The sequence below is a fragment of the Caldivirga sp. MU80 genome, from assembly GCF_001663375.1.
Lineage (GTDB): Archaea > Thermoproteota > Thermoprotei > Thermoproteales > Thermocladiaceae > Caldivirga.
The window spans coordinates 26,476-49,122 of sequence record NZ_LCTF01000004.1; the positions used below are offsets into that span (position 1 = coordinate 26,476).

Here is a 22,647-nt window from a genome sequence, read left to right on the forward strand (position 1 = left end):
TAAGTATTACAAGTGATTAAGAAGACCGAAATAGCCCATAGACCCCTTAATAACCTCCTCAAATATCCTTAAACCATCATCCAAGTGCCTCCTCGTTAAAACGAGTGGTGCCATAAACCTAAGCACATTACCGAAGTGCCCGCACGTATGCATTAATACGCCGTTCTCAAATAGCATCCTCCTAACATAACCAGCAAGCTTTGCACCAGGGTCCTTGGTTGACTTATCCCTGACAAGCTCAACACCTATCATGAAGCCTAGGCCCCTGACGTTACCAATCACCGGGTACCTGTCTGCCATGTCCTCGAAGGTCCTCCTCGCGTATTCACCCAACTGAAGTGTCCTATCCAGTAGGTTCCTCGACTGTATGTACTCGATGGTTGCTGCTCCAGCGGCGAGAGCAAGTGGATTAGCCCTATAGGTGCCTAGGTGAAACATCTCCGGCAGTTTCTCGTCGTAGTCAGCCCTATAGGCCACCACTGACATGGGTATTCCGCCACCGATTGCCTTTGACATGCACATGATGTCTGGTGTAATCCCAAAGTGCTCCACTGCCCACCACTTACCGGTTCTACCAACGCCGGTCTGAACCTCATCCACAATTAACAGTACGCCATGTCTATCGGCGATATCCCTAAGGCCCTTGAGGAAGCCCCTTGGTGGAACTATGTAACCACCCTCACCCTGCACAGGCTCAACGATTATAGCACCCACCTGGCCAATGCCTGAGTATGGGTCACTGAGCAGGTGCTCAATGTAATTAAGGATGGCATTACCACAGTCCTCGGCATCCTTAGCTGGTAATGGACACCTGTACGGGTATGGGTATGGGACCCTGGCAATATTAACCATAGGCACACCGGCGTAGACCTGCAACTCAGTCTTAGCCGTAGCCGTAACAATACCCTGGTGGATTCCATGATACGCCCCCTCAAAGGCCATGATCATCGGCTTTCCACTAACCCACCTGGCTAGGGCCACGGCGGTCTCGCAGGCATCAGCCCCAGTAACCCCAAAGATGACCTTAGCCCTACCCTTAAGCCCCTCAGGCAGTATTGAGTGGAGGTTCCTTAGGAACCTAACCCTAACCTCACTGGGTACCTCACTCATCCAATGCCAATACCGGCCCAGCTGCTCCAAGACTGATTGCACCACATACGGGTTATTGTGGCCTACGTTTAAAACCGCTATACCAGCAACCCAATCAATGTAGTAATTACCATCAACGTCCCTGATCGTTGCACCACGGGCAGAATCGATTGCGAACCTAAAGGCTTTAGGGTAAACAACGCTACTGGTCTCAAATTCCCCCTGGGCATTTAACAATTCCAGGGATTTAGGGCCAGGGGGTTTAACAATGATCCTGGGGGCCTCAGGGAAACTCAAACCCTCAAGCTCTTCCTCAACGCTGATAGCCATGCTTAACTTAATCTACTTAGTGGTTATTAAACATACCTCTATTTATCTCTACAACAATAGGTGGACGCGTTACGCATCTAGTAATTCAATTACCAGGTATCTAGGGATATGTTTAAATTTGCCTTAAGCCTAGCATAGTCGACAATGAGCGTAGCTAACTTGGTCATGTACATAGCCACTGGAGTTGCCTTAACCTTCGCCGGCGGCTTGTTCTTCACCAATGCACTTGAGTACCTTGGGGGGAGGTTAAGATTAGGCGAGTCCTTCGTGGGTGCCGTGGTGTCACCCATATTCACCTCAATGCCCGAGTTGATAATATTCATCATAGCCCTCTACCTCTATGGTGGTGAGGCTGGGCAGGACATAGGCATTGGCACTGTTATGGGTGAACCATTCATGATATCGACAATAGTGTTTCCGGTGATATTCCTCTTCGCCGTTATAGGCAGGTTAACCGGGGCTAGGGATGACCTTGTGCTTGAGGTTAACAGGGAGTTGATTATACCGTACCTAATCTTCACGGCGCTATTCCCAACGATACTGCTACCTGCCTTAATAGGTAACGTAATGGTTAGGTGGGTTGTGGCGCTACTCCTCATATTAACCTACCTAGTCTACGTTAAGTTGATGCACTCTTCACAGGGATTAGTAATTGAAGCCTACGAGGAGCCGTACCTAGGTGTCGCCACTGGTTGGCTTAATAGGGGTATTGAATTATCAGTGGTTCAACTCATCCTAGGCATAGTAATATTAATCTATGGTTCAAGACTCATGGTTCACGGCATAGGTGAGGCATCAAGGGCGTTCTCAATTGACGCCATAGTGTTATCAATACTAATCATACCCATTGCCACAGTCCTGCCTGAATCAATAACGGCAATAATATGGGTGCTTAAGAACAGGGATACCATGGCCGTGGCGGCGCTGGTTGGGGAGAAGGTACTGTACTCAACGTTGTACCCAGCCATGGGCCTACTGCTAACCCACTGGAGACTAACCGTAGGCGCCTTAGCCAGCGTAGCCATTGTTGAGGCTATTTCAGTAATCATAATCTACCACGTAGTCAAGAGGAGACTAACCCCTGATGTAGCTATCCTTGGGTTAGCTGGCTATTTGGCTTATGTGCTTCTGGTTGTGCTTAGTCATACTTAATAGTGAAGCCCACGGTGTCCAATTCACCACTGTACTCGCTCACCTCAACATCCTCAACAACAGCCGCAGGCGGCCCCCTCCTGGCCAGTTCAATGAGTTCATTAACCCTATCCCTAGGCCCCTCCACTACTATCTCAACGCTCTCACCGTCGGGTAGATTCCTCACGTAGCCCCTTAGGCCAAGCCTGGAGGCATGCCGCCTAATGAAGAATCTGAACCCAACCCCCTGCACAACACCCCTCACTAGAATCCTCAGCCTCACTGCGTCGGAGGAGTCGTGCATTAATTAACCAAGCCGCACATACCCCTTTTAAGCAGTGCGCGAAGGTGTTAAAAGGCTGCCGACGATCTATAACCTGTGATGGTTGAGGTTGTTAATGAGGTTAATGGGAGGAGGGTTAGGGTTAACGCTGTGGTTAATGGTTCAATGCACACGGTCCTACCCAGGGGTATCGCTGTTGAGCTTGGGTTAGGCACCGTCGGCGTTGCCGATGTGGGTACCTGCTGCTCCATTGCTAAGGTAAATTACGGTTACGCATCCCTAGCCGTTAACGGTATGTTAATACACACCAGGGTCCTAATAACCGACGACGTGGATAAAGTGGTTATTGGGATTATTGACCTTGAGAAGCTTTTAAGTGATGTAGGTAATTGAATGAGCCACTACTGCTGCCCCTCCTTACCGCTCCCCTGACTCTTGGACTCCTCCTCAAGCTTCTGCAACTCCTGCTGTATCTCCTTCTCAATCTCCTCAATGGGCTTCGGTGGTGGTGTGGTTGCCAGTGCATACCCAACCCAGGCCAGTATGCCGAACACCGCGGCCACGGCAACAAAGCCGGTTAACTGGAGGACTATGCGCCACCATGGGGTTGCGAAGACCAGCCAACCGTACACCACTATAACCACCACTCCAACCACCATTAGAGCAACGCCCACTGCAGTATCCCTACGCATTAGCCAACTATGCGGCAGTGCTTATTAAGTATTACTGTACCCTTAACGTTAATTAAACCATACCGCCCAGCCACTGCTGATAGGCATGGTCATGTTGAGGTTCATGACCGGGAATAGGAATAAGGTTAGGGAGGCTGAACTAGCCCTATCCCAATACGGCATAGGCATTGTGATGGAGACTGGCCTAAGGAAGGTTGAGATTCAGAGTGATAGCCTTGAGGAGATAGTCACCTACGCCCTTAGGTTAAACTGTGTGGACTGGCTTGTGGTGGAGGATGATGGCTTGTTCATAGATTCCCTAAACGGCTTCCCAGGCCCATACTCCGAGTACGTCTACAGGACAATTGGGTTGAGGGGTGTGCTTAAGCTGATGCAGGGTGTGGTTAACAGGGGGGCTTACTTCAAGTCTGTGGTGGGACTGTGCCTAGGGGGTGGGGTTAAGTTATTTACAGGTGTTGTTAGGGGTGTGTTGAGTGAGGAGCCTAGGGGGAGTGGGGGTTTCGGCTACGACCCGATATTCATACCCGAGGGTTATGGGGAGACCTTCGCGGAGATGGGTGTTGAACTTAAGGCTAAGCTATCCCACAGGTCCATGGCCTTTAAAAGGCTTGCATCCTACGTTACCAGTCTCACTGGCCCAGGACAGGGGGCTTAACCAGGAGGTTCTTAGCCCTAAAGGTCACTCCACCGAACCAGACGGGCACACCCTGCATTGGATTACCCTTACCGCAGGTCCCGGCGTTGAAGCTTAGGTCATTTGCAACAGCATCCACGCTGCTCCAAAGGGTCCTTGTGGTTAATTCGACGTAGGGCATTAGGACCATTTCACCCAACTCACCGTTAACTATCCTATAGGCCTCCAGGCCACCGTACCTCCCAAACCACCTCCTGTCGTCAATGTTCCACTCCTGGTATGAGACGAAGTAGAGACCGTTCCTAGTCTCCCTAATCAACTCCTCGGGCTTCCAGTCACCTGGGGCTAGGTACGTGTTAGCCATCCTCGGTATGGGTTCCCTATTGAATTCACTCGCCCTGGCAGCCGCATTACTGCTCCTACCAATGTAGGAAGCGTACTCCCTATTCATTAGAAACTCGTTAACCACACCCTTGTTCACAAGCACCCTCGGCCTAGCCCTAACCCCCTCCTCATCAACCAGGTAGTAGCCGTAGCTGTGCGGTATCGTTGGGTCGTCTATTATCGTTACGTGTTCGCTTCCAATCCTCAGGTTACCCAGGTCATTAACCTTCATGTAGGATTCCCCAGCCTCAGCCCCCTCCCTACCCATTATCCTATCCAACTCGCTTGGGTGTCCAACGGACTCGTGGACGAATATGCCTGCCAACTCCGGTGAGAACACTACGTCAAGCCTCTCCTCACTCTTAATGGGCCTGGCTGTGTCAAGTATCTTAACCAGGGTTTCGGCATTCCTCTTCAAGTCTTCATCAATACGCAGGTTCTTAGTTAACTCCCACCCACCACTGCCGCCGTATTGTTCACTCCTCTGTTGACTGAGGCCCCTACTTGGGTCGTGGGCCATCATTACTGAGAATAGTTCAAGCCTAGGCACCCTGCTCTCCACCAGCGCACCCTCACTGTTCACAATGGTCTTCCTAGTCTCCATCATGTCCATGCTTAGCATTCTAACGCCTATCCTCTTATCAATGTTAATGTCCTTGTCAAGGTCCATTAGGTACTTAACAGCCTCCTCAGCCTGTACATCACTGAGCCTAACCCCCTCAACAACCTCATACCTAAGTGAGGTTAATTCACTGGGTGCTAGTGAAACTCTCCTCCCAACCAACGCCGAAGCCGCCCTGGCAGCCTTAAACGCTGTTTCAGCTAACTCCACGCTTGGCGTAGGCCCTGAGGCGAAGCCCCATGCACCATTGTAAAGGACCCTTACGGAGAACCCCTCCGTGGAGTCTGTTGAAACCCTCTCCAGTGAACCATTCCTAACCCTGATAACCCTCTCGGAATCAACCTGATACCTAGCCTCTGCATATGAGGCGCCTAGGCTTAGGGCCCTGTCAACGAGCCTCCTCAACTCATCCTCCATAACACTAAACCAGCCACACCCTTTATAAGTATCCCATTCTCGGCATTTTTGTCAAGGGGTCATACCACTAGGCCTTGTTTACAAATCCCTTACAAAAGCAAGGAGAACATTAACATCAGTGTACCAACCCTACATAGTGGGGTAACCTGCCCTAAAAGGGTGAGCCCCTTTCATTAAGCTGGGTTACGCTATGACGCCAGTTTGCTCCAAAGCCGTTTCAGCGGCCTCCCTTGTTAACCCATCTGAGCCCAGTATCGTGTACCTGTCAGGCCTAATCTTATGCGCATTCATCAGGGCCTCGATTACCAACTCCCTGTCGTAACCAAGTTCCCTGAAGCTTGTGGGGAGGCCCAGCTTCCTCATTATCTTAATAACCCTCCTCCAATTAGCCCCATACAGGTAGAGCATGACCACTGAGCTTAAGGCAACTTGCATGCCGTGCATAGCCTGCTTAATGCCATGCCTCCTGGCTATTAGGTCGAGGGAGTGGCTGAAGAGGTGCTCCGACCCACTGCATGGCCTGGTGCTCCCGGCTATGGCCATGGCCACACCGCAGCCTAGCAGGGCCTTAACCACTACCCTAGCCCCCTCCTCACCGTGCCTATTGAGCTTATTAATATTGTTCATTATTATCATGTGGCTTGAGAGCGCCAGCATGGCAGCTGACTCGCTGTAATCCTCCCCCCTAATCCTATGGGCAAGCTTCCAATCCATGAGAGCAACCCTCTTACCCAGCAGCTCACCAATACCCGACATCAGGAAGACCCTAGGCGCCTCGGCCACTATACTGGTGTCCACTATTATGGCTAGGGGGGTTTTCTTAACCTTCCCGAGGCCCATCTTATTCAAGTCATCCTGCATGAGGAATGATACGTAGGGTGACGCTATACCATCATGGCTGGCCACGGTGGGTATTGATATTAAGTGCTTGTTAAGCCTATGGGCAATCACCTTACTCAGGTCAATAACCCTACCACCTCCGACACCTGCTATGAAGTCCACGTCCGTGAAGGCCGCCATACCATTAACTATATCCACCAGGTCAAGCTCATCATCGCTCATTATCTGGCAGTCTATGCACTGCTCACTTACCTTAGTGGCAATGTGCCTACTGTGGATGTGCCCGGTTATGATGAGCCCCCTCCTTAACCCAAGCGCGGTTAGCACATCACCAACTCTACCGATGGCCCCCGGTCCAAACACGACCTGCCTAGGCACCTCAAAAAGCTCAAGACCCTTAACCACGGTTAAGCACCCAGCGCACCCCTCTATATTATTTTGTTGTCTCGTTTCCTGCATTTGAGTTAAGCTTTAAGATTTACCGCAATTCTTGGTACACAGGTAACCGTGGTTGTGCTGTCCATTATAACCAGGAACGGTGCCCGTAAGGGGCTGGTGTTTAGGAGGATGCTTGAGGCAACACTTCAAGTGCCGTACAGCTCCATGGTACTGGTTGATGACAGTGATGACGATTCAACAAGTAGAGTTGTTAAGGAGTTCGCCGATGCGCATGGTAAGGAGCTACTGGCCACTAGGTCTAGGCTCTACGGTTACGTTAAGGCAACTAGGGCCACGGGTAGGCAAACGGCGATTGACATCTTCCTGGAGAACTTCAGTGACAACGTCCTTATTCAACTGGACGACGATGTTATACTTAGGGATGGGTGGTGGAACGAAGCCAACGGCGCCCTCAATGACCCTTCGATTGGTATGTTCTACGGCGCAACATACGACGTTAACGACCTGAATGAAGCAGGTAACGTGCAGATGGATGGGGCTAGGCTTAAGGCCCTTTTAATGTCATTCCTGGAGAGGGGTAGGACTAATGACATAGCCCTCAGGAGGAGCGCCCTAGCTGGCATTAGGGGTAGTTTCGGTATAATACCACCTGAGCTGCACCTATACGAGGACGCATGGCTAATGAGGGCCATGATGTGCCTAGGTTGGGGGATAATCATAGGCTTTACGGGGGCCATACAGCACGACCCAGTTAAGCTAAGCCAAGCTGAAGCCGGTGTAGTTAACGCGGATGTTGACCTACACTACACCAGGGTGGCGTCAAAATACGGTATAATAAGGTCGGTGGATTTGCTCGATGACATTCTTAAGTTACCCGCAACCCTAGCCGCACTACCAATCCTAACCTACAGGAGGACTAGGAAACTAGGCCCAGTGAAGGGGTTAAAGGTAGCGCTAGCTGAAACCCATGTTAAACTACTCTACAGGTACGTTAAGGTGAAGGGAGCCTTAACAGGGTCATGCAACAAACTAAAGTACAAACACTAACCCACTAAGCAACAACAATAATTAACAGTTACACGCCTTAATAACTACCAATGCATCATTGATAGCACCCACGGCACCAGATAACTGCGCCCATTGAATTCCGGAGCAATGGAGTAGTAATAATCTTTTTTAAGGTTAACACTATTGAAACCGATATTAATGGCATCTCCTTTTATTGGCGGCTTAGAGTACGTGTCCATTAAAAATTGGGTTGGTAGAGTCGTGGTAATATTAATACTGGTAGTACATGTGCTGCATGTGGCATGTAATTAACCGGCTTTGTGGTTTGTGGGACTGGGTGTTGAGTTAGATTTTTGGACTGACAGAGTCACGATAATATTAATATTATCACCACTCTACCACTCCAAAACCCAATGATCCCCTAAGGATAGACACCATTATTCACCTACATCTTTAATTATAACCCTCATGGCTGGGTAATATGGGTGTTGAGTTAGTTTTAAATACTTAAGGCGTCTGAGTTACGGCGGCCATGCATGATACCTGTCAGTGTCATGGTTACTGGGGCTGGTACCGTGTCGATTAAGATTAAGGGCAGGTTCAGCGTGGATAGGCCTAGCGACTTCTCAAGCCCAATTAGGCCGGTGATTTCCTGGAATATAACAAGGAGGTGCAATTTAAGGTGCCTCCACTGTTACATAGACGCCGGTAGCCCTGATAAGGGTGAGTTAACCACGGGGGAGGCCCTTAACCTGATTGACCAGTTCAGCCAGATTGGTGTACCACTTATACTGTTCACAGGTGGCGAACCCCTAATGAGGGGTGACTTGTTTGAATTAGCCAGTTACGCCAGGGGGAGGGGTATTAAGATTGCACTATCCACCAACGGCACACTGATAACTAGGGAAGCGGCATCTAAGCTTGCCGATTCAGGTTTCTCATACATCGGGGTCTCGTTGGATTCAATAAACAGTGAGTTTCACGATGAGTTTAGGGGTGTTAAGGGCGCCTTCGCCATGGCTATCGCCGGCATTAGGAACGCACTTGATGCTGGGTTGGACGTGGGGTTGAGGTTCACCTTAACCTCCAGGAACATTGATGAGGTGCCATCCTACATAGAATTTGCCCTGTCATTGGGGGTTAGGAGGATAACGTTCTACCACCTATCAGCCTCAGGGAGGGCTAGGAACCTTAACAGGGATTGGTGGTACAGCCCAGGCCAATACACCAGGTTCATGGACAACCTAATCAAGTATGCCAGGGAGTATGCCGGTAAGCTGGAAATCGAGACTACCCTAGGCCCATTCGACGGCATTTACATCGCCCTAAGCCTAGCTAAGGGTAGCAGTGAATTGGAGAATTACCTCAAGTTCGTTGAATCCACGGGCGGCTGCGGTAGGAGGATAATTTCAATATACCCCAATGGCGATGTCTATCCATGCCAATTCATAGACTTCGTGAAGCTGGGTAACGTAAGGGAGAGGAGCCTAATCGAAATACTTAGTGAATCAAACCTAGACTTATTCATAAACACTGAGAAGTACCTAAGAGGACCCCAGTGCTCGAACTGCCAATTCAAGAGGTACTGTAAGGGTGGTGATAGGGCTAGGGCATACTACCTGGGTGGTGATCTATACGGTGATGACCCATTATGTCCAATACCACACATACTCAATGGGTTTAAGCAAGCCTAGGGTGGTGGCCCATTCACAACGTACTTGCGTTTGAAGGCCTCCTCAACATCAATGTTAAGTAGATTAGCCACTGATAGGAGCCACGCGAATACGTCGGCAAGCTCCTCCATCCTTGACTTTTCATCACCCTTAAGTATCGAGTCCGCCAATTCCCCAACCTCCTCAACAAGCCAGGTGAAGGTTGGGTAAAGCCCCCTCCTACTATCCCTCTCGAAGTAAGCCCTCCTAATCAACTCCTGAGCCTCCCTAATCTCCATGATGGGGATGCGGCATGCACCTATTTAAAGTAAACCTACTTACCCTCAATTACGGCAATTTAGCCACCCCTTAATATTGGCTAAACCAATCACATACCCTTGTTAACCTTTTCCCAAATCAACTCCTTGTTCCACAGGTTCCTCACCATGGCGTACATCAGCAGGAATTGCTGAATCACCCATGCCCTAAAGGGTACCCACACCAGCAGCACCACACCGAGGGCTATTAGGGCGTATGCTAATAGGCTACCTGACGCAGCCAGGAGGAGTGTACCAATTGGCAATAGCCATGGGTTCACCAGGTGTATGTAAGCCTCCGTGTAGTATATTGACCTATACCTCCTTGGCTTCGGTAACCTGGCCGACTTCAGGAAGCTCTGCACCAGGTGTTGGGCCCTCCTAACCCTCCATTTACCGTAACCGGCGCTGGGAATGTACTCCACGCATACGACGTCGTCGGGTACTATGGCCCTGTAGCCCATTGAAGCCACCCTAACACCTGTGTAGGAATCATCTGCGCCTATGTCTACAGGGAAGCCACCCATACTCCTCAGCAGGCTACCCTTAATGGCCAGTAGCTCCCCGTGGAAGACCACCGTGGAGTACACCTTGCTCTCCCCAATCCTAAGCACGTTGTAGAGGCTCCTATAGGCGTCCTCAACTGAACCACCACCCTTAGGTACCTTAATGCATGAAACCAACCCAACCTCGCCACTGCTCAGCCACCTGACTGCGTTAGGCAGTGAATCCCTAAGCCACATTGAATCTGCATCAGTGGTCACTATCACGTCACCGTTAGCCACCTTAAGCGCCTCATTTAACGCACGCCCCTTGCCACTCCTTGGGCTACTTAGGTAAACCAGGTTAACGCTACTATGGCTCCTCAACCACTCCTTAACCTTAACCGGTGTGTCGTCGGTGCTTGAGTCAGAGATCACTATCTGAATCTTGCTGATTGGGTAGTCTTGATCAATAACGTTGTTAAGCTTGTCCACTATAATACCCCCCTCATTGTACGTCGGTATTATCACGGACACGGAGGGTAACCCCCCAGCATCAACGGGGCTTATGGGCCACTGACCCTTAGCCTTACTAAGAATGATAACGTAGTACAACACTGGTGTAGTGACGTGAAGCAGGATCAGCAGGAGCCCAATGTAGAGGAGTTGATTCAGCATAAGCCTGATGTAAATGAGTATATGGAATAGGCGGTGATAGTCATCATTATCATGGCTATAAGCATAAGCAGTAACGACACTGAGTCAACCCTATTCAACTTAATAACCCTATATGCCGAGTACACTAACATACCTGAGGCTATGGCTGATATCGTAACCGAGTAACCGTAGGTTGGGCCGCACGTGGATCTAACTATGGATACGCTTACACCAGTTGGTGCAATGAGATTCCAAAGCCCATATATAAATATGACAGCAATTGCCGTGAGGACTATTGCCAACGCCAACCCCTCCTTAATAACATTAAGCTCCGACCCCCGGGACACAGGATACGTGGATATGCCGGTTTAAAAACATTATCATCCAGAACCCCGAAACCACCGGCAACCATTATGCAAGGTAAATTTTTAAAATCACAGCACCCACTCACACAAGCCGGTTAAGCCGGGGTGGCCGAGCCTGGTCCAAGGCGCGGGCCTTGAGAGCCCGTCCCCGCAAGGGGGCCCGGGTTCAAATCCCGGCCCCGGCGCCATGTTTATGTGGGTGGTTGCTCCGCTGTTGGGTTGGGAACCCTTACTAGTAGGCCTGAATCCTCTTCGCAACTTGGTTGGAGGGCTGGTGTAGGTGGGAGAAGGGGAAGAGGGTGTTTGTTTTGATCGTGGTTTTATGGTTGGGTTGCCGTCACCGGCCTGAACAGCCTATTGGCTCGAGCGTGCTCCATGATGAGACTCCGGTTACGTATTGTGATGCGCTTGGGCTTATGGAGTATGTCCATGATGTTGATGATGGGACTAGGCCCGTGCTTGAGCCTGTTGGCTCTGCGGTGAGCTGCCAAATACCATCAACCCAAACATACTCATAGGTGTAATTGTAATAGTCACACCCAACAGAATTCTCTCCATAAAACACAACCTGCGAACTAGTCAAAACCTCAGCACTTATGTCGATTGGTAGGTAGGCGGTCTGCTGGGAACTTGAGAAGTTCGGCATAATCCAAGCTGCTGGCGATATGTCCTCAAAATCATTGTGATAGTCATCATTCGGCGTGCTAGCGTTATTGAGATTAAACGTCCAGGTGACGTTACCATCATTAGCATAAAAAGCCCGCGTTGATGGGCCGTAATAAAGGCCTATCCCCTCACTTGAGCCACTGGGTAAGGTAACCTCAAAACCAACAAATCCCCCTGGCTCTTCCCCTATTTCAACACCTACAAATACGGATATGGAGTAGCTAGTCGTTGAGGATGTTGGTTGGGGTTGTAGACAATCCCCGCCCGTACAAGCTGGACTTGCAATGAGTGAGTTTGCTGATAAAAATGATTCGTTGTAGTACTTGTAACTGGTGTAGTAATCGAACGTGCCTGTCTCAGTCAGAACCTCACCACCATTGTTGGTCATGGTTGATGTTGGGTCATAACCAACATAACCATAGACATAGAGAGGCACGTAGGGATATGGTCCAGGGGGACTTCCAACTTGGTTGCTTATCACTAGGCATGTGTCGTAGTAGAATGTGCCATTACCATCACTGTAGCCCGCAAAACCATACCATGGATAGCTTGATGAGCCCATCATTGGGAGTAGCCATATGAAGTAATAGTTGCCCGACTCATAAATGCCTGAGCTTAACTCTGCGGCTTTGGAGTAGTTTGAGTATATGGAATAGCACACGTCGGGGGTATCCTGCGATGGGGAGGATGATTGTAGGTTTGCCTTAATCATGCTGAGGCTTAATTCAGCACCATTCACTTGACCTAGGCTTACCGGCAAATGCCTCAATGCCATGTACGTAATCACTGCCCTTAGTATGTCCCTCGGCATTGCTGGCCCTATGACTAGGTAGTACGGCCCACCAAATGCCATTGCTAGGGCTTCCTTGCTGTTGATTGGTATTATTGGGTAGGCTACCAGGTAGTCGCTTGGTTTGCCATTCACGTAGAGTGTGCCGTATTTTTTAGCCCACGTGTAGGCTAGCAGATACTCCATTGCCATTAAGTCGCTTGAATTGCCGTATAGCATGATTAAGTCACCCTTAGCCACTAGGCCAGTTAACAAGGCAATCACTGGGCTTGTTAAGTTAAGCTTGACCCTGCCATTGACTACGCCAATGACAACGCTAGGCTTAATCACAGAGTAGCCTATGAGTATCGTTGAGTTACCGGGTAAGGAAGGCAATTGACTCAGGTTAACCGGCTTAATAAGCGACTGAGGAACACCAACACCAACAAGCCTTTGGGTTAGTGACTGAGGACCAACAACATATATCGGCATATTCAGGCTAACGTTAACCGGCAAGCCCACCGGCGCTGGAGCATTAAAACCAACCCCCACCGGTGTGCTTGACTTATTGATCACGTGCATTGTGGTGAGTATTGAAACAGCCACCACGGCTACAACCAAGGAAACCAACAAGGCAACCCAAACAAACCTCCAACCACCCCCAACCATAACCACAAAAACAACCCACCACCTAATATTTTTTCGCTAAACACACCACCCATAACTGACAATCACTAAGACAACTAACAACCCCCAGCAAACCAACTCCACAGATTCAAACCCCAACCCCAGCGCCAGCAATGAAAACTAGTCATTGCTCTCTTCCTTTTTTAATCAGTATACATGGTCATTAAAAACACTTAACCACACCCTACCACGTCCATAGGTACGCCTAAAAGCATTCTAACATGACCTTCACAATATACCTTCTCCTCATTAAATCCATTTATGGACTTATCTTCTTATCTAGCTTTATTTTTGTATAACTTATAAATAGTAACATCATAACTTAGCTTAATTGCACCGCTCATTACAAGGGGTAAGTAGAGTAATCTAAGCGAGAATATGAAGCCAACTAATACTGGACCCGGTAAACTACTTATATTTCTAAAGATGTTAGTTACTGCAAATACTTTCACCCTCTCTTCATCATTAAAAATTTGAGAGATGAACGCTTGCCTGGTAGGTACATCCATTTGCGAGAAGCTTTGCCTCAAAAATAGGAATACGACCGCCCAGTACAGTGAGTTCATAAATGGTATAAGAATCAGGAATATATTAGATGTTATATGTGTGAAAACCATGGTATGCAAATTACCGATCCGTTCAGCTATTAGTGGGGCTATGATTAACGAAATTGCGGTAATGATACTGGATATGCCAAACACTATACCTAAACTCGACGCTGATGCATGAAATCTTAGGTAAAACCAAAGCGTCAATAATGACTGCGTAATTAAACTTCCCCCAAATGCATCCAGAGCAAAGAGCACTGAAAGATTTCTCACATCTTGATGCAGCAAGAGACCTGGCAGATTTTTACTCATCCCATTGTGACCTACCTCAATATTCATTATCTTCCTATAAACTAAAATGAGAAGCATCGACATGATTATGTAAAGTATAAATACGAGCTTAGCCATGATAATAGTATCACTCGTAATAAAGTGAGAGAGTAATGGTATAGAGAAGGAACCTAATGACGAAAAGGAATAACCAAGTAAGTTATATACCCCTAGTACTCTACCTGGATTTCTAGCGAGCTTAGGGATTATCCCAACCTCCACTGATTGAAATGGGCCAGTTTCCGTCCCGATGACCCCCTTCCCGTCCCAGTGGGACGGGTTTTTCACTGCTGGGGTCTTGGGCGTTACCCCCTCCATGGGGGTTAATGGCTTCGTCCTCGGGGTGGTGAAAACAGTGGGGTATCGCCCCACCGGCTCATCTGTGAGGGAAGTAAACCCCCTCTCGGGGGCACCACCCCGAGTACAAAACACTAACGAAGTCTGGATTAATAAATGTATCGCTAAATCCCCACATAGTGAGGTGACCCCGCCCTAAAGGGCGAGGTTTGCCGTTAACTATCAGTATGCTAATGAGGCTAAACGTGAAAATCCTCATACTCTTTGCTAAAAGTATAAGATAAAGGGTATTACTCATCCAGTAGACTTCGGTATATTTTTCACTTTTAAAACTTTAGAACTTAAGTGACTTAGAATTCGTTATAAGGCTGCATCAAATCCCATTTTAATTGAGAAGATTATAGCGAGAGAAGGCATTATGGATTTATGATTTTGTTTGAAGGCATGGTTTTTAACTAAGTTTAAGCTGGCATGAGAACACGGCTGTTTTAGTTTTAGCATGGGTATGGGTCAATTAAGAGCCTATGCAACTTAATAACCCCCTTGTTAATCAGTTTCTGCAACTCCTCTGGGTTACTTAGTTGATTGCTGTTTAACTGCGCATTTATGTGTATTAGTATACCCATGCTTATCTCATCAACATTTAATGTACTATTGCTGTTAACCTGCACCTCAACACCAAGTATCGCGCTAAGCACCTTCGCGGCATCCTGTCTCTCAACATAACTAATTATGTTCTTACCCTGCACCATGCCCTTAGCCTCATCAACACTTATCGGGTTTAGCCTTATTATCCCACCACACGGTAGCATACATGAGCCTAGGTCACTGAGCAGATACACGGTGCCTTCAGGCATGGTTAGCTCCCGGTAACGCATTGGTTAAATAACCTATGCACCATCAACTATTACTTTTGTCGAAAATTTATTAATTAATGCGTTACAGAATCCATGATGAATCCGTTGTGGTTAACGTACCATAACCTTAGTCCGCTAAGATTTTTATACTAAATTTACCATTAATACGACTACACATGTTAAGTAGATTTTTAATCTAAGTAATGTAGCTTTACCCATAGATACAGATATTATATAATATTACGTATATCACATTAATGCTGGGGAAATTTTTAAATTTAAGGCTACGTGAGGCCGCTGGACCAACTGTATGTCCTCAGTTAAGGCTGGCCTTAAGATTGAGGTTAAGAGGGGGACCTTTACCTTTAGGGTTAAGCGTTATGACCCAAAAACCGGTGATTACAGGTGGAGCGAGTATAAGGTTGAGGTCACCAATAGGCAGACCGTGCTTGATGCATTACTCAAAATCAAAAGTACCCAAGATGCCACCTTGGCTGTTAGGTACAGTTGTAGAATGGGTATATGCGGCTCCTGCGCAATGGTCATTAACGGTGTCCCACGTCTGGCCTGCGAAACAAAGCCGTTTGAACTGGGCACCGATGTGATAACCGTTGAGCCCCTTAGTAACCTTAAGCCGATTAAGGACCTGGTAGTTGATATGGATGAATTCTTCGAGAAGCATAAGTCGGTTAAGCCGTGGTTGATTAGGAGGGATGAGGGTGAGCAGTTTGAGAAACTGGACTCGTACTATGTTCAGACCGAGGAGCAGTTGATTAATTACCTTGAATTCGCCTACTGCATAAAGTGTGGCGCCTGCTACTCAGCATGCCCAATGGTCTTCCTAAACAAGAATTACCTGGGCCCACAGGCATTAGCCGCCGCCTATAGGTGGAGCGCCGATAATAGGGATGAGGGGTATGTCCTTAGGCTTAAGGTTATTGACTCCGATAACGGCGTGTGGTCATGCCACTACAGCGGTACCTGTAGCAAAGTGTGCCCGAAGGGGGTTGACCCAGCATTAGCAATTAACCTACTCAAGAAATCGTTATTAACCGGTAAGCCACCGGCAAGGTGACCAGCATGACTGAGAAACTGGCCACTAAGAGGAACCCACCCAAATGGTCCCTCTGGTTACGTGGACTGGATGAGTGGCTTCTAATATTCCAGAAGGTCAGTGGGGCCATTTTAGCCATATACCTAATAGGGCACACGTTAGTTATATCAACGGCGTTAGGCTTCGGCCACCCAAGTCAATTAACCTGGGAAAGGGTAATTGGGCTCATTGAGGGTCCCAAGGTGGTTGGGGTTGCCCACGTCGGTACGATAATAGAATACTTAATAGCCTTACTGGTAGCTATTCATGGGGCTAATGGCATTAGGCTAATCCTAATGCAGTACTTCGGTCTTGGCTTACCTAAGCCTGAAAGGCACACGTACCCTATGATACCTTCACCCAGGAAGAGCCCTCAATTGGTGTATAAATACCTTGTAATAGCCGTGGTTATAGTCTTCATAATACTTGCCTCGTACGTGGCCTTCGTGGGGTGATGGGCATGGTGGCTAAGTCAACGCTTATGAAGTGGCACTACATAACGGGGCTAATACTGGTGGTTGTGCTTGGGATACACCTAGCCTTCAGGTGGCCCAGTTACGAGGCATCCATACAGTGGAGCGGCCCCCATGGGGTCTATGAACAACTGCTTAACATAGGCTACATGGCCGCCATATTCATACTGCTCTACGCCGCCACCTACCATGCAATGAACGGTCTAAGGACCCTACTCCTGGAGCTCCATCAAGGTAGGTATTGGAACACCGCCGTTGACGTCGTTATTATAGCGCTGGGCATCTTCATAGTCATAGTGGGCACGGTTGCCTTAGTGGGGGCCCTGCAGGTAATATGATTAAGTCTCCTCCTCATTTCAACAAAATTAATTTACCACCTGGTTTCAGCCGATTCATGGTACCTACACTACTTAAGGTACCCATGTTCATTAAGGTGGCGGTGGCATTGATAGTGCTGTTAGCCCCTATAGTAATCATGGATTACAGGGATGCATTGGCTAAGTGGTGGGTTAGGTTTAGGCAGCGTCGAGGTAACCACAGGTCTAGGGCTTAACCGGTTTTCAGGTTACCTATGCCTCAGGTATTCCTTGATTAGGATGTTCCTCTCAGCCACGGTCCTGCTTGCAAGGGGTAGTGGGTTAATGTGTGGCCACTTGTATATGATGATGCCTAGGATCTCGCTTTCATCATAGTTAATCGTGAAGTAGCCAACGGGCTTAACATCACCCCTATTTAACATGGCCTTAGCCACCTCCTTATTCACGTCGTCGCTGATGAAGGGGTGCATTAGTATTGATCTGTCGAAGCCGTATTGAAGGTACCTTGCGGAGGTCGTGAAACCCCTATGTTCAGTCCTCCTAATGTCCAGGAAGTGGTGGGCGATCAGTTCATCGCCAGTCACTATCACCAGGTCCACCTGTTCATCAAACCTAACCCCACTAAGCCCCCATAGCCTAAAGATGGCTTCATTGAACACCCCGCTCACGTACTTACCGTAAACCTTTATCAACTCCACGTAACCGCTCATAACGTCACCATACTCCGCATATGTGAAGGGGGAGAAGCCCAGCAGCCTCATACCCATGGGTTCAGCCTCCTCAGTAACCACCTCACCGCAGAGTTCCCTAACCCACGGGGTCCAGTTGAAGAACTCCTGTAGGTAGAGCCCATCACCAAGTCTCAACCCAACCCCACTCTCCTCTAGCCTACCAACTATTTCATCACCAATGACGAGTACTGAGCCGTCTAGGGTGACGTAAGCTGATTTAACTAAACCACCCTCATCATCCACTATGCCGAGTGTCAGCCACCTACACAGTATGCTCCTCAACTCCTCGGGTAACCTAGCCATGTATCTATGGTACTGTATTGTGGCATTATTCAGGGCCATGGGTCATTCCCATGAAATGCAACCCTAATTACCCTACCACCCCTTCCCCAGGCCCTTGCCATTGCGTTCGTGTTGAAGCTTGAGGCTACGTTACCCCTGGCGTCTATGCCTATCACCCCCACTGTTCCATTGCCGTACCTACCCGTTACCCCATCAACAACTCGCCTTAATGCCTCCGCTACTTCAACGCCATTCTCAACCAGGAAGGCTGCCCTAATGCAAACCATGCTTCTTATGATGACTTCACCAAGCCCTGATGCTGAAAAGGCTCCAACACCGTTCTGGGCCCAATACCCAGCCCCAGGTATTGGTGAATCCCCAACCCTCCCATCAAACTTCAGCCATACACCACCCGTTGATGTACCGGCGGCCAAGTTACCATCCCTATCCATGGCCACCGCACCCACAGTATCTCCAATGCCCAATTCACCCGCCAATTTAATAACCCTGTTGAAGTAGCCCTTACCATTGGCGTAATCCTTAAGGACATCCTCAAACCTCCTCAGCTTAACCTCATTGTAAAATCTACTTGACCTGGTGAACAACCCCCACATCCTCGCCAACTCGGTTGCTCCCTCCCCGGCAATCATCACGTGGTCGGTCTTCTCCATAACCATCCTGGCCAGTTTAATTGGGTTGGCCACATTCCTAACCGCAGCCACAGCACCAATCCTCATCGACGAACCATCCATTAATCCGGCGTCAACCTCAACATTACCACTTATGGTTAAGACCGAACCCCTACCTGCATTAAAGATCCCGGAATCCTCCATACTTGACACCGCTGCCACAACAGCATCCAATGCACCCCCTGTTGATAACGCCTTAAGGCCATCACTAACCGCATCCTCAAGCTCCCTGGTGTACCTAAGCCTCTCCTCATCGTTACTGAATCTATAGGCGCCGGCCCCACCGTGAACCACTATTAGTGGCTCCACTTACGCCTGGGCATGTTTAACTTTAATAAGTTAACTGGCTTGCGGTATTTGATAAACAGGCTCCTTAATTACCCTAACCAGTAGTATTAACATCAGTGACGTTAACCCAGTGATCAAGTACCCTAGTCTAAAGCCTAGGGCTAAGCCAACGGGTATCTCTAGGATTGAGGATATGCCGTAGGCCAAGGCTAACGTGGGCATGTAAAGCAACGGGCTCGTCACTAGGCCAAGCAGTTGAAGCATTAAAGTGTAGATCAGCATTGATGACACAGCCAACATTAAGATGACGTACTGGTTATTGAATAGGTAGGTTAACACTGATGATGCCGACATGAGTAGAGCGGAGACTATAAATGACCTACGCACACCCCACCTATTCACCATGAGGTATGCTGGGACTATGGACAGTGGGACCGATAGTGCATACAGGGGGCCAAGCCAGTATTTGGATAGGAGGATTACCGAGGATATCATGTAGGGTAGCGAGAATGATAGTAAGGTAACGGCTACCAATACCCCCTGGTTGGTTAGGGCATACCTTAATTTAAGGCTCCTGGGTTTAAAGTAAACAGGGGTTAACGATATGTAGAAGGATAATCCCAGCATGGTGATCGTCATTGCTACGAATACAGCTACATTGTTTAACACCGATGATAATGCACCAGTCATAACACCTAGGCCAAATAAACCCGAGTAGATGTACATTATGTACTTAACTAAGCCACTACCGCTTAAAATCACCCCCATTAACCCTATTAAAGCCGTGAAGTAGAGACCCATCCCTAAGCCAAGTAGTGAGTTGCCTATGTAGGAGTTGCTCAATGCATGTATGTAACTACCCACGGCGCCTATGGTTAAGGCTATTGAAAGTGTGTTACTGGCGCCAACCCTTGATATAAGTAGTAGCCCTATTAGTTGTGATATGGAGAACAGCACCATGAACAGTACACCGGCGGCGTCGTTACTTAGCCTTAGTGAGGCTAGGAAAAGCACGTATCCGAACAGGGCAACACCACCATAAACACCATACCTTAAAGTACCCACCATGTTGTTTAACACAGAGGTTATTAATATACTTTATGCGGTGGCGAATTCGCAGAGGCATCTATTAGATTTCGTACCTTAACGTACTTCATAATACATTTACTTAACTAAGTTCAACCAAAAGCAAGCAACCACCCTACACCCGCTCATGATGTTTAATGTTAGGGTCAATTTAGATGGTAATGCTTAAATAAGGGTAAGGTTAATGTGTATGCATGAGACCGCTGCTGATTGCCGTAATAGTAGTCGTGGTGATTGCCGCTGGAGTTGCAGCATACCTACTCCCTTCAATACTCCCAACGGCTAAGCCACCAAGTCCAATGGTTATGTTGAGTAGGTGGAGTGAGGCTACATATACGGCTAACTACACTATGATATATGGGGGTAACATAAACGTATTCGGCATAGTAGGTGTCTCATCAACAATTGTTGGCTCTAGTATCACCTGGTCCCAGGGTACATTAAACAGGGTTCTCATACAACTAAGCCTAAGTAACTCAACGTACCTCCTACTAGCCATAAAGAACTTAGGCGGTGGCATGTACCACTTATGCACCGCCCTATCCAGTGGGGTAACCTTAAGCTATTGCCAAAACGTGAATCAATCACAGGTACCGTTGCTGGGTGCCCTGTCGCCATCATCAATGGTCTTTAAATCTAAGGTAACCGTAAATGGTATTTTAAGCTACTGCTACATGTCATTGGTCAGCAGTGGCGTTCAATCATACAACGTAACCCTCTGCATTGCACCAAATGGGGTCTTAACCATGGCCAATATAACTAAGCATACCCCAACGGGTTACTACAACATAATGCTGACCCTTAACAACTTCAGTATTAATCAGTTTTTGAGCAATAGATTTAATGAAATTGCTGGAGCAGCTAGCTGACTAGTAGTATTTTTTGAATCCTAGTTGTGGTGCTACTTCTCTGAAGCATCTTCTGCATAGCATTAGTCCGTATCTCCTTATCACGGCCTCATGAGTACCACACCTAACACACCTCAAACTCCCCCTCCCAAACCTCCTAACAACAACACCACGACCCACAAAACCACAAAACAAAACCAAATAAAAACATTACTACTAATCATCCCAGTGTACAGGCCTGGAACGCCCCATGATTGTTAAGCCCTCTTTAAATCCCGCTTCATAAGGAGTGAGTGGTCATTAGTAATGCTTAAAAAGCCCTATGCTGTCGATAGGTTGCCCCATAACCCGGCCATAGGTGGGGTGGACCCACCCAGACTCACCAGAACCTGGAAGTGAAACGCCCCACCGCGGTGCCAAGTACTACGGTCCGTGAGGCCGTGGGAAAGGCCCGTGCTGGGGATGGGGCACCTTATTAGCATCATTTAAAAACTGCCTTCACTTAGATCCTGGCTCAAGGCCCAGCCCTTGGTTATTGTACTAAGTAAATATGAATTTTTATGTAGGTTATTTGTGACTCCCACGAAAAGTTTTAAATAGGTGTCACGTGGAGGTTTATTGAGGTAGCTAATATGGCTGAACTTAGAATCGAAGACCTGGCTGTTTCAGTCGATGGAAAGTTAATAATAAACGGTGTTTCATTTGGCGTTAGGAGTGGGGAGGTTCTAGCCTTAATGGGGCCCAACGGCAGCGGGAAGACAACCCTATTCATGACCATTGCAGGTCACCCAAGGTATAACGTTGTTAGGGGTAAGGTTATGCTTGATGGTGAGGATATCGTTAAGCTCCCACCTGAAGAGAGGTTTCTGAGGGGCCTAATGGTTGCATTCCAAACACCAACCGTAGTACCTGAGGTTAGGTTATCAACGTTAATAACGGCAATGATTAATAAGATCAATGGGAGGAAGTTAACGGACCCAGCGCCACCCAGCCTGGTTAACAGCTTAATGAAGGGTATTCAGGAGGTTGGGTTAACACCAGCCCACCTAAGCAGGGGCATTAACCATGGCTTCAGTGGTGGTGAGATGAAGAGAAGTGAGATACTTCAACTACTGATGGTTAAACCCAAGGTAGCCCTGATTGATGAACCAGACTCGGGGCTTGACGTGGATGGTGTGTTCGCCGTGGGGAAGGCGCTACTTAGCCTAGCCAACTCGGGGACGGCCATAGTGCTCACGACGCATAGCGCAAAGATACTACACGTGGTTAAGCCAACCAGGGTGTTGGTGTTGAATAGAGGTAGAATTGCCGCTGAGGGTGGTATGGAGCTTGTGGAGGAGATTGAAAAGGTTGGGTATGAAAACTTCCTTAAGGCTAGGTGATG

The 22,647-nt window shown here is 48.2% G+C and carries 26 protein-coding genes, 1 tRNA gene and 1 rRNA gene; 13 read left to right on the top strand and 15 right to left on the bottom strand.

All coding sequences use genetic code 11. The annotated features are described in order from the left end of the window. Positions 1–6 precede the first annotated feature (6 nt). Complete coding sequence (locus AAX04_RS01740; protein WP_066793159.1) at positions 7–1,419, bottom strand: aspartate aminotransferase family protein; 1,413 nt, start codon at positions 1,417–1,419, stop codon at positions 7–9. Between the two features lie 144 nt (positions 1,420–1,563). Here AAX04_RS01740 and AAX04_RS01745 point away from each other — a divergent pair, with 144 nt between their 5' ends. After that, positions 1,564–2,571: a sodium:calcium antiporter gene (locus AAX04_RS01745; RefSeq protein ID WP_066793161.1), complete on the top strand. Its 1,008-nt coding sequence runs from the start codon at positions 1,564–1,566 to the stop codon at positions 2,569–2,571. On the opposite strand, the gene AAX04_RS01750 is transcribed toward AAX04_RS01745, so the two are convergent. Further along, positions 2,558–2,854: an acylphosphatase gene (locus AAX04_RS01750; protein WP_066793163.1), complete on the bottom strand. Its 297-nt coding sequence runs from the start codon at positions 2,852–2,854 to the stop codon at positions 2,558–2,560. The genes AAX04_RS01745 and AAX04_RS01750 overlap by 14 nt on opposite strands. A 75-nt stretch (positions 2,855–2,929) precedes the next feature. Between AAX04_RS01750 and AAX04_RS01755 the strand changes: the two genes are divergently transcribed. Further along, a complete protein-coding gene (locus AAX04_RS01755) occupies positions 2,930–3,226 on the top strand; it encodes a hypothetical protein (RefSeq protein ID WP_084761139.1) in 297 nt (98 codons plus the stop codon). Between the two features lie 8 nt (positions 3,227–3,234). Here AAX04_RS01755 and AAX04_RS01760 read toward each other — a convergent pair whose 3' ends face one another. Next, positions 3,235–3,525 carry a transcriptional regulator gene (locus AAX04_RS01760; RefSeq protein WP_066793165.1) on the bottom strand — a complete coding sequence of 97 codons (291 nt, stop codon included), beginning with the start codon at positions 3,523–3,525 and terminating at the stop codon, positions 3,235–3,237. 85 nt (positions 3,526–3,610) lie between these two features. Here AAX04_RS01760 and AAX04_RS01765 point away from each other — a divergent pair, with 85 nt between their 5' ends. Continuing rightward, on the top strand, positions 3,611–4,180 hold the full coding sequence (locus tag AAX04_RS01765) for an XTP/dITP diphosphatase (protein WP_066793167.1): 570 nt from the start codon (positions 3,611–3,613) through the stop codon (positions 4,178–4,180). On the opposite strand, the gene AAX04_RS01770 is transcribed toward AAX04_RS01765, so the two are convergent. Together AAX04_RS01770 and AAX04_RS01775 are read right to left on the bottom strand one after the other, a co-directional pair. Then, positions 4,155–5,582 (bottom strand): TldD/PmbA family protein, encoded by a 1,428-nt coding sequence (locus AAX04_RS01770; RefSeq protein ID WP_066793169.1) that lies wholly within the window; start codon positions 5,580–5,582, stop codon positions 4,155–4,157. The genes AAX04_RS01765 and AAX04_RS01770 overlap by 26 nt on opposite strands. Before the next feature lie 183 nt (positions 5,583–5,765). After that, positions 5,766–6,827 carry a sn-glycerol-1-phosphate dehydrogenase gene (locus tag AAX04_RS01775; protein WP_238377761.1) on the bottom strand — a complete coding sequence of 354 codons (1,062 nt, stop codon included), beginning with the start codon at positions 6,825–6,827 and terminating at the stop codon, positions 5,766–5,768. Between the two features lie 102 nt (positions 6,828–6,929). Here AAX04_RS01775 and AAX04_RS01780 point away from each other — a divergent pair, with 102 nt between their 5' ends. Together AAX04_RS01780 and AAX04_RS01785 are read left to right on the top strand one after the other, a co-directional pair. Beyond that, a complete protein-coding gene (locus AAX04_RS01780; protein ID WP_066793175.1) occupies positions 6,930–7,868 on the top strand; it encodes a glycosyltransferase in 939 nt (312 codons plus the stop codon). Between the two features lie 497 nt (positions 7,869–8,365). Then, entirely contained in the window at positions 8,366–9,523 is a 1,158-nt protein-coding gene (locus AAX04_RS01785) for a radical SAM protein (protein WP_066793177.1), read from the top strand. On the opposite strand, the gene AAX04_RS01790 is transcribed toward AAX04_RS01785, so the two are convergent. The 3 genes from AAX04_RS01790 to AAX04_RS01800 form a co-directional block, all read right to left on the bottom strand. Then, complete coding sequence (locus AAX04_RS01790; RefSeq protein ID WP_066793179.1) at positions 9,520–9,780, bottom strand: MazG nucleotide pyrophosphohydrolase domain-containing protein; 261 nt, start codon at positions 9,778–9,780, stop codon at positions 9,520–9,522. The two genes, AAX04_RS01785 and AAX04_RS01790, sit on opposite strands and share 4 nt — an antisense overlap. Positions 9,781–9,869: 89 nt before the next feature. Then, positions 9,870–10,958, bottom strand: coding sequence for a glycosyltransferase (locus AAX04_RS01795; RefSeq protein WP_066793181.1), 1,089 nt, complete (start codon positions 10,956–10,958; stop codon positions 9,870–9,872). Then, positions 10,952–11,284 (bottom strand): hypothetical protein, encoded by a 333-nt coding sequence (locus tag AAX04_RS01800; RefSeq protein ID WP_066793182.1) that lies wholly within the window; start codon positions 11,282–11,284, stop codon positions 10,952–10,954. The genes AAX04_RS01795 and AAX04_RS01800 overlap by 7 nt, the downstream gene beginning before the upstream one ends. A 117-nt stretch (positions 11,285–11,401) precedes the next feature. On the opposite strand from AAX04_RS01800, the gene AAX04_RS01805 reads away from it, so the two are divergent. Continuing rightward, positions 11,402–11,490 (top strand) — tRNA-Ser (locus AAX04_RS01805). A gap of 149 nt (positions 11,491–11,639) precedes the next feature. Here AAX04_RS01805 and AAX04_RS01810 read toward each other — a convergent pair. The 3 genes from AAX04_RS01810 to AAX04_RS01820 all read right to left on the bottom strand — a co-directional run bounded on the left by AAX04_RS01810 (position 11,640) and on the right by AAX04_RS01820 (position 15,456). Continuing rightward, positions 11,640–13,412 carry a hypothetical protein gene (locus AAX04_RS01810; protein ID WP_066793184.1) on the bottom strand — a complete coding sequence of 591 codons (1,773 nt, stop codon included), beginning with the start codon at positions 13,410–13,412 and terminating at the stop codon, positions 11,640–11,642. Between the two features lie 287 nt (positions 13,413–13,699). Next, positions 13,700–14,734, bottom strand: a complete 1,035-nt coding sequence (locus tag AAX04_RS01815) for an MFS transporter (protein WP_066793185.1) — start codon at positions 14,732–14,734, stop codon at positions 13,700–13,702. Between the two features lie 359 nt (positions 14,735–15,093). Continuing rightward, positions 15,094–15,456, bottom strand: a complete 363-nt coding sequence (locus AAX04_RS01820; protein ID WP_066793187.1) for a DUF1874 domain-containing protein — start codon at positions 15,454–15,456, stop codon at positions 15,094–15,096. 310 nt (positions 15,457–15,766) lie between these two features. Between AAX04_RS01820 and AAX04_RS01825 the strand changes: the two genes are divergently transcribed. From AAX04_RS01825 to AAX04_RS11790, 4 genes are read left to right on the top strand one after another with little or no spacing between them, the layout of a single operon-like run. After that, a complete protein-coding gene (locus AAX04_RS01825) occupies positions 15,767–16,531 on the top strand; it encodes a succinate dehydrogenase iron-sulfur subunit (protein WP_066793189.1) in 765 nt (254 codons plus the stop codon). Between the two features lie 5 nt (positions 16,532–16,536). Next, entirely contained in the window at positions 16,537–17,004 is a 468-nt protein-coding gene (locus tag AAX04_RS01830) for a succinate dehydrogenase (RefSeq protein WP_066793293.1), read from the top strand. A gap of 5 nt (positions 17,005–17,009) precedes the next feature. Further along, a complete protein-coding gene (locus AAX04_RS01835) occupies positions 17,010–17,360 on the top strand; it encodes a hypothetical protein (RefSeq protein ID WP_066793295.1) in 351 nt (116 codons plus the stop codon). A 56-nt stretch (positions 17,361–17,416) separates the two neighbouring features. Further along, the gene (locus tag AAX04_RS11790) at positions 17,417–17,575 is read left to right on the top strand and encodes a hypothetical protein (RefSeq protein WP_156519644.1); all 159 of its coding nucleotides are present in this window, start codon (positions 17,417–17,419) and stop codon (positions 17,573–17,575) included. A gap of 12 nt (positions 17,576–17,587) precedes the next feature. Here the strand turns inward: AAX04_RS11790 and AAX04_RS01840 are convergent, their stop codons facing one another. From AAX04_RS01840 to AAX04_RS01850, 3 genes are read right to left on the bottom strand one after another with little or no spacing between them, the layout of a single operon-like run. Beyond that, positions 17,588–18,412 (bottom strand): hypothetical protein, encoded by an 825-nt coding sequence (locus tag AAX04_RS01840; protein ID WP_066793191.1) that lies wholly within the window; start codon positions 18,410–18,412, stop codon positions 17,588–17,590. Next, on the bottom strand, positions 18,403–19,350 hold the full coding sequence (locus tag AAX04_RS01845; RefSeq protein WP_066793193.1) for an isoaspartyl peptidase/L-asparaginase: 948 nt from the start codon (positions 19,348–19,350) through the stop codon (positions 18,403–18,405). The genes AAX04_RS01840 and AAX04_RS01845 overlap by 10 nt, the downstream gene beginning before the upstream one ends. A 30-nt stretch (positions 19,351–19,380) precedes the next feature. Beyond that, entirely contained in the window at positions 19,381–20,394 is a 1,014-nt protein-coding gene (locus tag AAX04_RS01850) for a hypothetical protein (RefSeq protein ID WP_066793195.1), read from the bottom strand. Between the two features lie 215 nt (positions 20,395–20,609). On the opposite strand from AAX04_RS01850, the gene AAX04_RS01855 reads away from it, so the two are divergent. After that, positions 20,610–21,284, top strand: coding sequence for a hypothetical protein (locus tag AAX04_RS01855; protein ID WP_066793197.1), 675 nt, complete (start codon positions 20,610–20,612; stop codon positions 21,282–21,284). Here the strand turns inward: AAX04_RS01855 and AAX04_RS11600 are convergent, their stop codons facing one another. Further along, a complete protein-coding gene (locus AAX04_RS11600) occupies positions 21,285–21,443 on the bottom strand; it encodes a 30S ribosomal protein S14 (RefSeq protein WP_084761140.1) in 159 nt (52 codons plus the stop codon). It lies immediately after the preceding gene. Between the two features lie 164 nt (positions 21,444–21,607). On the opposite strand from AAX04_RS11600, the gene rrf reads away from it, so the two are divergent. Next, positions 21,608–21,728, top strand: a 5S ribosomal RNA gene (gene rrf / locus AAX04_RS01860). A gap of 167 nt (positions 21,729–21,895) precedes the next feature. Further along, entirely contained in the window at positions 21,896–22,645 is a 750-nt protein-coding gene (gene sufC / locus AAX04_RS01865) for a Fe-S cluster assembly ATPase SufC (protein ID WP_066793200.1), read from the top strand. Positions 22,646–22,647 lie beyond the last annotated feature (2 nt).